Here is an 11,626-nt window from a genome sequence, read left to right on the forward strand (position 1 = left end):
AGCTTTGCTTGCCGAACCTGGATGTGAGAACCGAGTAATCAGGGAGAAGCTCGTCGCGGTCGGCGCGAAGCGTTTCCTTCTTTTTCTTTCCTTTTTTTCTTTTTCTAAAAGTATCAACACCGATGTTTAATGGATGGGTTAGTGGCCTGCAAAGAAGAGCGTCGCTCGCGAAGCAATGATCCAACTCCTCTTGCGTTCTTCGCTACTGCTTCTGGTGAGCAAAAAAACTGGCAACGAGCTCATCCCCCGAAGGCTTTGCCTCAGGACCGAGCGTGTAGAATGTCTTTTGCGTTTCAGAACCCCAAGAGTACTCCCCTTTCGCCGTCTCAACAGTTTCCACCTTGAACTCGCCAAGCTCGACGCCTTTTCGCAGGTGATAGTAAATAACGCGGAGCGTCACCGGAGGAAAAATTTTTTTGTAAATTTTATGAATCTGATACCCGTAGGCCCGCCCCTCATGGTGAAGAATGTCAACAATTCTCTGCCTGACAATGGAGTACGTTGGCCTCCCCCGTTTCATACCGTTTGCCATGCCCAAGACTCTTTAAATACTTTTTGCTTTCAATATTGAAGGAATATTCTGGAAGCGAGAGCAAACGGCAAGAGCACCAGATCAGCCGCCGACGCCGAAAACCGCTTGTAGCTCGTTCACAACAAGCTCGCAAGTGCTAGCGAACACGTCTTCACCAACTCCAGCGTGCGAGCAAGACCCGGCGGTGACTGGCCGCCATGAACGACAAGGTGCGCCTCCTTTAACATCTGACGCACATCCTCGCTGAGAAACTCGGCGAGCCCGTCAATCAAGAGAGAAAACTGCTCGGGCGGGGTTTGCTGGCGGGCACGCAGAAACTTCTTCTTCGCAGCAACATCCACTGTTTCAAGAACGTGGGCCAAAGCAGCTCTTGTTTGCTCAACAGTGTCTTCGCCGTCTTCGTTCTTCCCTTCCTCTTGCTCTTCATCCGCCTCCTCGCTCTCACTGAACGATCTGCTTCTTTGTTTGCTCTCGTCAACTAGTTCTTGCTCTTCAACTTCTTTACTCGCGTCCGGAGCGTCTTCTTGTGCACTCCCACTCAGAATGAATTCTTCTCTCTCCTGGTCTTCGTCTTCTCCTTCTTCACTAGCAAGGTCTTCTTCAGCATCGTGCACATCGTCTCCGTCGACCTCATCATCGTCCTCATCATCGAATTCGTCAACATCCTCGTCAGCGTCTTCTTCGCTCAACTCCTTGTCATCCTCGTCTTGCTCTTCCTCGCGTTCATCTTCCTCGCCGTCTTCGTCAACCCCTTCTTCTCCGTCATCCTCATCTTCATCATCAACCTCGGCATCTTCATCATCGATATCATCAACGTCTTCGTCCTGCTCTTCTTCAGCGAAGTCTTCTTTGTCCTTATCTTCCTCTTCGACGTCGTCAACCACTTCCTCTTCAACCATATCTTCCTCAGCACCGGCGTTTTCCTCGTTGATGGTTTCATTCTCCTCGACCTGCCTCTCTTCATCACCCGCCCTTCCATCCTCGCTGACGGTCAAACGATCACGACCAACCTCTTCCTCTTCTCGGTCTTCTTCAGGTTCAACCTGTTGCTTAGCAGCACCTGCATACTCTTGCGTCGACACGTTAGGAGGAGCAGTAAGGTCCTCATCCACGGGCAAGGAAGGAATTGCTTCAGGAGCTTCCGCAGGCAAGGCCTTTGGCTCGTCAAGCACGGGTTCGCTCGCTTCTGCGGACGCAGCAGCTGCTCCGCCGCTTGCGCTACGATGATCCTCACGAATTCCTTCTCGTCCCTCTCCGTCCAGTCCCTCTCTGCTCTCACGCTCTGCTTCTTCTTTTTTGAGCTCGCCTTCAGGCGTTGATCCTTCTTGTCTGAATTCTCTTACTCCTTCTGCCTTCAGAGAAGCCCCGCTCGCCGCCTCGTTTTCCTCACCAAGTGAGTGAACCTCAGGCACGCCAGACGCTTTTTGCTGCTCGGCACTGCTCCCTTCCTGAGCATCAACGGTTTGAACTTGGAAGACAACAGGGTCTTCATTCCTGAAAAACACCCACAACCGTACCGGCCCCTCCAGCGCCATCTCAGCTCGTTTGGCTAACCTGGCAACTTCAACAACTTGCTTGTCATTGATTTTTTGCTTCTCTCCATGAACGCCGAGAGAAACCCTTTCGAATTGATTGCCAGTGACTACGAGCTTTGCCGGCTGAACTCTAACCGTTCCCTGCGTTATTTGCAAGGAATCTTTTTTTACACTGAACTCATCTCCCTGCGTTCTTTCAGCAACGTCAGGGTGCCCCGCGTAAGCCTGCACGAAAATAATGTCGGAGTCGGGAGAGGATCTTGCAATGGCGGTTGCACTCGCCGGCTGCATACGAAAAACGAAAACGCCAACCTGAGGAAGGCCTTCCCCCGCGGCCCGCGATAAAAGCTTCGGCGAAAACGCACTCGCCCAACACTCCTTGAGCGCTGTTGCAATCTCTTCTTTACCCTGAATATTTTGCACAATCCCTTCGTTCAGGTTACCTTGATCCCAACTCAAGCTCAACATCATCGTCACGTTCGGCTCTCGGTCCTGGCTCATCATTTCATAGAGCGACGCGCTCTCGTCCATGACCAAGCTATCAACCGCCTCAAGAATTTCATCAAAGAGGAGGTCGGGGAAGCGGGATGTCAGGAAGAATTCCCTCACGCTGTGATACGTACTCACCAGCCGATCCTCGGACGCGCCCTTCGCAGCTGAGAGCAGTGCAGAGAGTTTCGGCCGCAAATCGTTTTGGTCAATGAACGACGAAAAGGCGTTGTTCAGAATGGCGAAACCCAACGGGAGTGCCATGTGCTGCTCTTGCAACTTCACCAGCGCTGTCAGCTTCCTGCCAATAAGTGCTTCATCGGTAACAGCTAATTGCTTGATCGTCTTGATAAACTGCATGGAAAGCTTCATGCGCCTTCCTTATTTTAAACCTTTCGGGAAGAGGGAGTGGAGAGGGTGAAGACCGAACCATTTAATAAGAACGCCTCACCTACCCTGTTAGAGGAGGAAGGTTAATGCCGGCACATCTTTCCTGCCCCGAATGCGGCGCCACACTAGACATCCTCAATAATGGAAGAGACATACACTGCCCATCCTGCGGGTACACTGCACGGCTCGGCAGCGAACAACACCTCGACTAAGAACTTGGCCAGAAGTCACGTGGCTACGTGTCTTTTGAGGCGTTATATGAGCCGCGCCTCTGCTTCTTCGTAACGTTCAGCCTCCGCACTTCCCAGACCTTGCCTTCTCATCCTCGCGTCTCTTGCAAAAGCACTCCGGCTTCTTGTGCACCACGCCCGCGTAAAACTACTTCGCGTAAAGCCTTCGCAAAACCCTTCGTTAGCACCGGAGCGACACTCACCCCTTTCAAACCCCTTGAAACGCCCCACTCTGCCTCGTGCAGCACAGCTACAGGCTCTCTTTCCCTGCTCTCGAGGAGAAGCGCGCAGCTTCCAGCGCAGCGCTTCACCCAGGAAAATCCTGCCTCGTCATCGATGCGGGGGAGAACGATGAAGTCGGCCCCGAGTTCTGCACCGACGCGAACCCCCCGAGCAGCCTCATCCACGCTTCTTGGCTGCACAACCCAGACGAATACGGGGAGGCCGAAATGGTGTGCTTCCTGAACCGTTCGCCCCAGCCATCCGACACCTTCATCTACGCGGTCAGGACAAAAACGCAAGCCAATTCCTTGGGCGTGCAAGCGCAGGGCTTGCCCCGGCGTGATGAACGGAGCTTGCCCGGGCAGGTTGCAGCAAAGCAGGAGGGGGACGTCTTTGTAATGTGCCTTGTGATAGCGTTCGGCAACTCCCGGGGAACAAATGAAGGCGGTGTACCTTCCTTCAAGGGCTTCGTCAATCACTCTCAACGGATCAACTGTTTCCTCCGTGAGCGTTTTTGGCCCGTGAACGAGGCCCTCAGCATAGTCAAGGATAACACTCTTCCCGTGCTCAAGAAACGGCTCAATCCGAACGCCCATGCTTGTGCTCACCTCTTCTGTTACGTGTTCTACGTAAAAGCATTATATAAACGTTGTTGTTTCTCGTTCTTGTTCTTTTTTTTTCTTGTTCTTTTTCCTGCCTTGCCATCGACAAAAAGGCGTGTTTGTGAGTGTACGGGTGAGTGTACGCCAAAAGGGAGGAGCAGGGCACGGCAAGAACAAGGATTGAAGAGGCGGCTAGAGGGGTCTAGCAAAGTTTTTTGGCTCAGTTTTTGGCTCAGAACTGCACAAGGGCGGCTTCCTCCTGCAGTCCTCCCTCAACCTTTAAATAGAACTTCTAAAATCCTACAGTGCTGTCAAAAAATCACAGTTTTATAAGGTGGTAGGCGGTATACGGTAAAATCGCTCGAGAACTTGCTCGCAACCGAACTGACCAGAACGAACAAGGCAAAACACACCAACCCTGCGAAGAACCAACACCAAGAGCATTCATCAAAGAAAGCAAAAGAACACAAAAAAACACACAAAAGAACAAACAACAGCACAACGCCAAAAGCTCCCATGGCCCTCCTCACAATCTACGCGAACTTCCTCAAAAAACTCGCCCACGCACAAGTCAAACACCCCTACCTCACCGTCGCACTCATTCTCGCTGCAACCCTCGCCATCGTCGGAGGCCTACCCCACGTTAAAACTATCGCTTCTCTTGAACAAATGATGCCAAAAGACATCGAAGAAATACGCGCATTCCACACGCTCAGAGACCAAAACCTCGGCCAAGACATGATCGCCATCATCATCGAAACCAACCCCGAAAGCACACAAGAGGACGCTATCTTCGACGTTCGCGACCGCAAAGTCCTCGAATACATCGAATACCTTGCCAACGTCATCACCAAGGAACCAGACATCAGAGAAACCTTCAGCGCCAAAGACATCATCCTCGCCACAGCCCATGAAATAGGCATCACCGCATCAACCATTCAAGACATCCCTGACGACGCACTCAGAACCATTCTTGAAAACGAAGCTGTCAAAGAACAACTCCAAGGATTCATCAACCACGACGCAACCACCACCATCATCATCGCCACAACCGACGTCAGCGCAGACGACACCCGCATGGGCATCCTCGCAGATACCATCATCAAACACCTCGAAGACGCAGGCCACCCCCCCGGCATACGCACCACGCTTACCGGAACGCCAATCATCCAACGCAGGCTGGGCTACCTCATCGCCAAAGACCGCAAGAGCACGCAGTGGCTCTCCACACTCCTCGTCTTCATCATCACCATGATACTCTTTGGCACCTTCACCTCAGCCCTCGTCCCCATCCTCATTGTCACCATCAGCGTAACCTGGCTCTACGGCATCATGGGCTACGCAGGCCTCCCCATTAGCACCCTTGCAGGAGGCGTTGCGGCCATGGTCATCGGCATCGGCATAGACTACAGCATACACCTCATGAACAAATTCAAAAATGAACGAGCATGCGGCAAGACAGTTCAAAACGCCATTGAACACGCAGTCCAAGAAACAGGAACAGCCCTCACCGGCGCAGCAATAGCAACCATTCTTGCCTTCCTCGCCTTCCTCCTCGGCAGCATGCCCGAAATGCGCCGATTCGGCATGCTCATGGCCATCGGCGTAGGCAGCTCCTTCACGTTTAGCATCTTCGGCCTTCCCGCCTTCCTCATTATCGAAGAAAAAATCATACACCACCTCAAAAAACGCCTACGCTTCGGCATCGAAGGAGAACTCGTCCTCTACGAAAAAGGAGAAGCCCACCCCGACACGCACGAAGAAGTCAAACCCTCACCAGAAGAACTCAAAACCCTCTTTGAACGCTACAAAGTTTGCAAGCCAAAACAAACAACAAGAAACAAACAAAGAACCTCCAAGAACAACTAAGAAGCAAAAAAGCAAAAACACAACAACCATGCACGTCCTAGAAAAAATCGGAAAAAAACTCGGAGACTGGCAAACAAAACAGCCAGGAATCTTCCTCGTCATTCTCGCAGTGACACTCCTCCTCACCCTCCCCGGCATTCCCCTCCTCATCACTAACGTCGAACCCTCGCTTGAGAAAGTCCTCCCCCAAGAGGTCCAGGAAGTCCAGCGCATGAACGAGATGCGTGCCCAATTCGGCGCGGATATGATGTATCTTCTCGTCAAAGCAGACACGCCAACGGCAACGACCATCGCCTCTCCCGACGTCATCACGTTCATCGACATCGTGAGCAACACGCTCAGAACAAATGAGCGCATACTTGAAGTGCGGTCAATCGCGGACGTCATGAAACGAGCAAATGGAGGCCGCATTCCAGAATCACAGGAACGCATAGAAACACTCCTCCGAGAAAATCCCCAAACAAGCATCTACCTCAACAACAACCGAGACCTCGCCCTTATCCACATCAGGTCAGACACTGGCGCAGAAGCAAGCGTCATTCGCACTGTGTACAACCAAATCACCAACGACCTCGCCTCACTCGAAAACCAAAACCCAGGCGTCACAATCAGCATCACCGGCTTTAACACCATCGACAAAGCAACCTTTGAAACCATCATCAACGACTTCATCATCATCACCCTCTTCAGCTTCCTCTTCATGCTCACCTTCCTCATTTTCTACTTCAAATCATTCAAAAACGTCGCTTCAAGCATCAGCGTCATTATGATAAGCCTCATCGTCACACTCGGCCTCACCGGCTATCTTGGCATCACCATCACCGTTGTTACCATGGTGGCAGCGGCGATGATTATGGCACTTGGCATCAGCTACGGCATCAACGTAACCTACGAGTTCAACCTGATAAAAGAACAACACCACCCAAAAAAAGCAATCGCGGTCCTCAACACACACATCATTCGCGCCCTCGTTGGCAGCTCGTTTACCACGAGCGCAGGATTTCTTGCGCTCCTCGCCGGCGTCATGCCAGCCATGAAGAACCTCGGCATTGTGCTTGCAATGGGCATTCTCATCACCCTCCTCGTCAGTATCATCTTCCTCCCCGTCATACTCTATCTCTTCAACAAAAAAAGCGAAAGAACATACCGCAATGCAAAGAAAAAAACGCGAAAAACAAACTAGAACATAAAACACTCGGAGGTGCATTATGCAACAAAAAAAACAACACACTACAATACACCAGAACAAGCTTGCCTACGCAGCCGTGGCTTTTCTCGCCATCGTAATAGCCACGCTCCCCATCGCCAAGGCAGAGCTTGAACTTCGGGACATCCAATTCGATCCAGCAATTATTGCGAGCGGCGACGAAGTAGACGTCGTCATTCAATACGCAGAAACCAGCATTGGCGTTTCAGACGACAGACTAGCGAACCCTGCCTTTACGTTCAAAGTACTCCTGCAGCCTTTCGACTCTATCACCAGAAAATACGTCACCATCCAAGACGCAGAAGGACAGTTCCTTTACGGAAGCACGGTCTTCAACGGCGCAACGTATGTCAGAAAATTCCGTGTCAAAGTCAAACCAGACGCCCCTGCGGGAACGTACAAATTCCGTCTCGTTGGGCAATGGTACAAAAACGGAGAACCCATTGAATCCCCTCGATTCAGCATCTTCTCCATGACCGTCAAGAAAGAAGGCATCATTATTGGCGTCGCAGACCTCCAAACCGAGCCTTCAGAAGTACGACCGGGCGATAACTACGTCAAAGTCACCACGCAAATTGAAAACAGCGGCGAAAAAGACGCGAAGAATGTGGCAGTGACGCTTATCTCGCCAGAAGGTATTGATCCGAGCTACGCCAACAACAACAGAGTCTGGATTGGCAGGCTCAATGCAGGCGCATCCACTCAAGCAACGTTCTACCTTGACGTCGATGAAGACTACGCCCCAGGAGCTGTCAACCTCACCTTCCACTTCACCTACCAGGACACTGACGACAACAGATACGAAACAGAAAGAACGCTGCCGTTCCTCATAAAAGAGCGGCCAAACATCGTCGTCACCGAAAGTACCGGGGAAGGCCTCGCAGGGCGTGAAGGAGAACTTCGCGTCACCATTAAAAACACAGGAACAGAACGAGCAGAAGCGGTTGAAGTCCGCATCATCAAGCAAAGCACGCAGCCCTTCGACCTCGACGTGCGCAGCGATTATGTTGGCGACCTTGAACCAGGGGAAGAAGCAACAGCAATATTTCCCATCATGATACGAAGCGATGCCCAAGTGAGAAAACACGAGTTCAAGCTCCTCATCAGGGCAAAAGGGGACAGCGACGAAGGAGACGACAACATCTACACCTTTGCCAGAAGCGCAACCTTCACAGTGAGCGGGAAAGCGCCGAACACCCTGCTCAAGATAGGCATCGCCGCACTTATCATTGTGCTTGCACTCCTCGGATGGCGCGTCGCGACGAGGCGGAAGAGGCACTAAGCAAAAACACCAAACCCTATGAAGAACCAACACCTTCAAATTGCACTGGAACACTGCAAGACTGAGAAACAAGAAAAACCCGCCGGAAACACTTCGCAGAAGTATGCAAGAAGCACAGCGAGAGATGAAAAACCATAAAAATGACGTCTAACCCAAAGAGGTGAAACGAATGAAAAGTGAAAATGCGATACGGGTCATTGCAGGAGGGCTTGTCTTCACGACAGCGCTCTTAGGATACCTCCACCACAAGTACTGGCTCTTCGCGACTATGTTCGTCGGGCTCAACCTGTTCCAGTTCGGCTTCACCAACTGGTGCCTTATGAAAACAATCCTAGAAAAACTCGGCGTAGTGGAGGCGTGAAGAGAAAGAAGTGCAAAACCATGATAGACTTCGCCTGCAAACGGTTCTCCCTTGATGAAGTCATCAAGTGCAGCTTAGGACTCACCAAAGCAGAGTTCGCCATCCTCAAACACTTCATCAAACAAAGCCAGGAACGATTCAGCACGAAGGAGCTCGCAGAAGCACTCGCAATCGACCAAAGCACCGTACAACGCGCAGTCAAGAAGCTACACGAAAAAAACGTCCTGGACCGCTACCAAATCAACCTCGACGGAGGCGGCTACCTGTTCACCTACCAACTCAAAGGAAAAGCCCACCTCAGAAGAATCATAAAAAACATTATTCAAGGATGGGTGGCGACCGTGGAAGACGCACTGGCCAAGCTCTAACAAACCTAGCAAGCCATAGCGCGCTTTTCACACCCCCTTCTCACAAAAACCCTCACTCACCCCCGCGCATCCGCTCAAACCCTCGAGGGACCACCCGCGCAGACTTACCGACTTTTCCTTTGCTCATGAAGAGTTCAAGCTTCTTTCGCACCACTCCCTCAACAGCCTTCTGAGCCAAGGGCAAATACTCACGCGGAACGAACAGTGACCGGTCCCGAAGAGCCCCACGCAAAGCACTCGTGTAGGCAATGCGCATCTCAGAATTAATATTGACTTTATCAATCCCGACACGAATTGCACTGCGCACCTGCCTGGCAGGAATCCCAGAGCCCCCGTGAAGAACGACAAACACCCCTGTCTTCTCAACAATGCTTCGCAGCCGAGGCACGTCAATATGCGGCTCGCCCTTCCACACGCCGTGCACGTTTCCAACATTCACTGCCAAGCTATCAACGCCTGTTGCGCGGACAAACTGAGCGGCGAGGTCCGGATCAGTCAACACAGCATTCTTGAGCACGTCTTTGTACGTGCGCTTCTTGTGCAGCGTCGATCCGCCCCCGATATGGCCCAGTTCGCCTTCAACGAAAACACCCCTTGCGTGCGCGTAGCGCACAACCTTTCTCGTGAGCGACACGTTCTCTTTGTAAGGCAGAGCGCTTCCGTCAATATGAACACTGTCGTACCCTGCTTTAATCGCTTCTTTCACCATTTCAAGTGACTTTCCGTGGTCCAAGTGCAAAATAAACGGCATCTTGTGCAGGGTTGACAGTCCGTCAACAACCCCTCTTGCGACCTGAGGAGTAATAACGCCTGCCTCTCCCTCAGACGTGGAGAGAATCACCGGTGCACGCATCTTCGCAGCGGCGACGGCAATGCCTCTTGCCGTGACGGAATCAGAAAAATTAAACGCCCCAATGGCGAACGCTTCTTTCCTCGCCTTTTGAAACAGCCCCCGAATAAACAACCGTTTTGATGCCTTCATTGTTCCACCTCAACAACCCGTGTAATGTAGCTTCGCTTCCTCGCAAGCGACAAGAGCTCAGAACGACGAAGCAAACCGTTCTTTGCGCCATGCTTTTGAATAACGCTCTCAGCGTTGATTTGTGCGAGCACCATCGCCTCAATAATCGGCTTCTCCCACGCAAGGCCCGCCACGAACGTTGAGGCAAACGCATCTCCAGCACCGGTCGACTCAACAACCTGAACGTCGCGCGGCGCGACGAAATAGCGCAGTTTCCCATCGGAAGCGAAACTCCCTCGTGCACCATCGGTCACGATCACGATGCCCCCTACCTCTTGTAAGAGTTTTTTAAGGAGGAAATCAACCTCTCCCGACCCGACCAAAATTTGTGCTTCTTCCTTGTTGAGCACAACAACGTCGCAGAGCGAAAGCACGCGCCCCACCACATCCAAACCTTTCTTCACCAAGTACGTGGACGGATTAAACGCGACCTTCACCCCCCTCGCTTTCAGCACGCGCGCGACCCGAACAAGCGTCTCGAAACTTTCCCCGATGAGACTGGAAGAATACAGCCAAGTCGTGTCCAGCTGATTCACCTTGACCTCTTCGTAGCGAAGTTCATCGTTGCATCCGCGAAAGGTGAAAACAGTCCGGTCATGAGCCTGCGAGTCAAGAATGAAAGAAAATCCCGACCGCTTCCCCACCGCCCCGAGAAACGTAACGCCTTCTTCCTTGAGGCAACGCAAAATACTAAAGCCGTTGATGTCCTTTCCTAACTTCCCAACATAGCCGGTCTTCAACCCGAGACGGGAAAAACACACTGCCGTGTTCGTCCCGCCCCCGCCAATGTAGGAATCAAGGTGCTGAATTAAAATCTTCGACCCGAGCGGGTAAGCCATGAGCTCCCGCTCTACATTTCCGCTTCGAATATCAATAACGCTCTCGTCACTCGGTGCCGTTGCGGCAAAGGCGTCAACCGTTGACGAACCCATGGTGATAACATCAAATCCCAACGCCACTCCACCTCTTTTTTCCCTTGGTTTTTTAGCCTTTCGCGATAGCCACTGCTCTGTTTTACGCTTGCTCGTGACGGCAAGCCCTAACGTAAACGCGTCGCAGCCACCTCAACAACCACTGACTACCTATCAACGCCAAACGTCTTCTCTTCTCTTCACGCCATCAAGGATTTATAAACATTTGGGCTGGGGCATCAGGATGGTTATTATGGTTATCGAACGCGGAAATCTGCATCAAGAACAAAACACTTCAACGCATTCTTTTTTTCAGCGATTTAATGCGCTCGCGAAGCTCTATAGCACGTTCGAACTCGAGCGCCTCGGCTGCTTCCTGCATCCTTGCTTCCAACTCGATAATCACGTTCGGAATTTCCTTCTTCGGAATGTGCTTGACATCCTTGACGTCAACTTCTTTTTTCCTGACCGGCTTGACAATTTTTTGAGGAGTGATGCCGTGCTCCTTGTTGTACGCAAGCTGCAACGCTCGTCTTCGCTTCGTCTCCTCAATCGCGCGCCTCATCGACTCAGTAACCGTATCAGCATAGAGAACCACCAAGGAATG

At 51.7% G+C, this 11,626-nt stretch carries 11 protein-coding genes; 5 read left to right on the forward strand and 6 right to left on the reverse strand.

Translation table 11 applies throughout. The features are described from left to right. Positions 1-202: 202 nt before the first annotated feature. The 3 genes from D6783_02025 to D6783_02035 all read right to left on the reverse strand — a co-directional run bounded on the left by D6783_02025 (position 203) and on the right by D6783_02035 (position 3,994). Complete coding sequence (locus D6783_02025) at positions 203-532, reverse strand: hypothetical protein (GenBank protein ID RME53412.1); 330 nt, start codon at positions 530-532, stop codon at positions 203-205. Positions 533-648: 116 nt separating this feature from the next. Beyond that, on the reverse strand, positions 649-2,928 hold the full coding sequence (locus D6783_02030) for a hypothetical protein (protein RME53413.1): 2,280 nt from the start codon (positions 2,926-2,928) through the stop codon (positions 649-651). A 337-nt stretch (positions 2,929-3,265) separates the two neighbouring features. Then, a complete protein-coding gene (locus D6783_02035; protein ID RME53414.1) occupies positions 3,266-3,994 on the reverse strand; it encodes a hypothetical protein in 729 nt (242 codons plus the stop codon). 375 nt (positions 3,995-4,369) lie between these two features. Here D6783_02035 and D6783_02040 point away from each other — a divergent pair, with 375 nt between their 5' ends. From D6783_02040 to D6783_02060, 5 genes are all read left to right on the forward strand, one after another. After that, complete coding sequence (locus tag D6783_02040) at positions 4,370-5,869, forward strand: hypothetical protein (protein RME53415.1); 1,500 nt, start codon at positions 4,370-4,372, stop codon at positions 5,867-5,869. Next, entirely contained in the window at positions 5,799-7,052 is a 1,254-nt protein-coding gene (locus tag D6783_02045; GenBank protein ID RME53416.1) for a hypothetical protein, read from the forward strand. The genes D6783_02040 and D6783_02045 overlap by 71 nt, the downstream gene beginning before the upstream one ends. 25 nt (positions 7,053-7,077) lie before the next feature. Continuing rightward, positions 7,078-8,358: a hypothetical protein gene (locus tag D6783_02050; protein RME53417.1), complete on the forward strand. Its 1,281-nt coding sequence runs from the start codon at positions 7,078-7,080 to the stop codon at positions 8,356-8,358. A gap of 169 nt (positions 8,359-8,527) precedes the next feature. Continuing rightward, positions 8,528-8,719, forward strand: coding sequence for a DUF2892 domain-containing protein (locus D6783_02055; GenBank protein ID RME53418.1), 192 nt, complete (start codon positions 8,528-8,530; stop codon positions 8,717-8,719). Positions 8,720-8,739: 20 nt separating this feature from the next. Beyond that, the gene (locus tag D6783_02060; GenBank protein ID RME53421.1) at positions 8,740-9,087 is read left to right on the forward strand and encodes a MarR family transcriptional regulator; all 348 of its coding nucleotides are present in this window, start codon (positions 8,740-8,742) and stop codon (positions 9,085-9,087) included. A 52-nt stretch (positions 9,088-9,139) separates the two neighbouring features. On the opposite strand, the gene D6783_02065 is transcribed toward D6783_02060, so the two are convergent. From D6783_02065 to D6783_02075, 3 genes are all read right to left on the reverse strand, one after another. Next, positions 9,140-10,069, reverse strand: coding sequence for a class II fructose-bisphosphate aldolase (locus tag D6783_02065; GenBank protein RME53419.1), 930 nt, complete (start codon positions 10,067-10,069; stop codon positions 9,140-9,142). Beyond that, positions 10,066-11,040: a carbohydrate kinase family protein gene (locus D6783_02070; GenBank protein RME53420.1), complete on the reverse strand. Its 975-nt coding sequence runs from the start codon at positions 11,038-11,040 to the stop codon at positions 10,066-10,068. The genes D6783_02065 and D6783_02070 overlap by 4 nt, the downstream gene beginning before the upstream one ends. Positions 11,041-11,314: 274 nt before the next feature. Further along, a partial coding sequence (locus D6783_02075) for an excinuclease ABC subunit B (protein RME53422.1) occupies positions 11,315-11,626 on the reverse strand: 312 nt, incomplete at its 5' end.

It is taken from the genome of Candidatus Woesearchaeota archaeon, from assembly GCA_003694805.1.
In the GTDB taxonomy this organism is placed as follows: domain Archaea; phylum Nanobdellota; class Nanobdellia; order Woesearchaeales; family J110; genus J110.

What these genes read in the sequence shown, in the direction of transcription:
- D6783_02055 (RME53418.1), top strand. Translation starts at nt 8,528, where the DNA reads ATGAAAAGTGAAAATGCGATACGGGTCATTGCAGGAGGGCTTGTCTTC.
- D6783_02030 (RME53413.1), bottom strand. Translation starts at nt 2,928, where the DNA reads ATGAAGCTTTCCATGCAGTTTATCAAGACGATCAAGCAATTAGCTGTT.
- D6783_02060 (RME53421.1), top strand. Translation starts at nt 8,740, where the DNA reads ATGATAGACTTCGCCTGCAAACGGTTCTCCCTTGATGAAGTCATCAAG.
- D6783_02050 (RME53417.1), top strand. Translation starts at nt 7,078, where the DNA reads ATGCAACAAAAAAAACAACACACTACAATACACCAGAACAAGCTTGCC.
- D6783_02065 (RME53419.1), bottom strand. Translation starts at nt 10,069, where the DNA reads ATGAAGGCATCAAAACGGTTGTTTATTCGGGGGCTGTTTCAAAAGGCG.
- D6783_02025 (RME53412.1), bottom strand. Translation starts at nt 532, where the DNA reads ATGGCAAACGGTATGAAACGGGGGAGGCCAACGTACTCCATTGTCAGG.
- D6783_02035 (RME53414.1), bottom strand. Translation starts at nt 3,994, where the DNA reads ATGGGCGTTCGGATTGAGCCGTTTCTTGAGCACGGGAAGAGTGTTATC.
- D6783_02070 (RME53420.1), bottom strand. Translation starts at nt 11,040, where the DNA reads ATGGGTTCGTCAACGGTTGACGCCTTTGCCGCAACGGCACCGAGTGAC.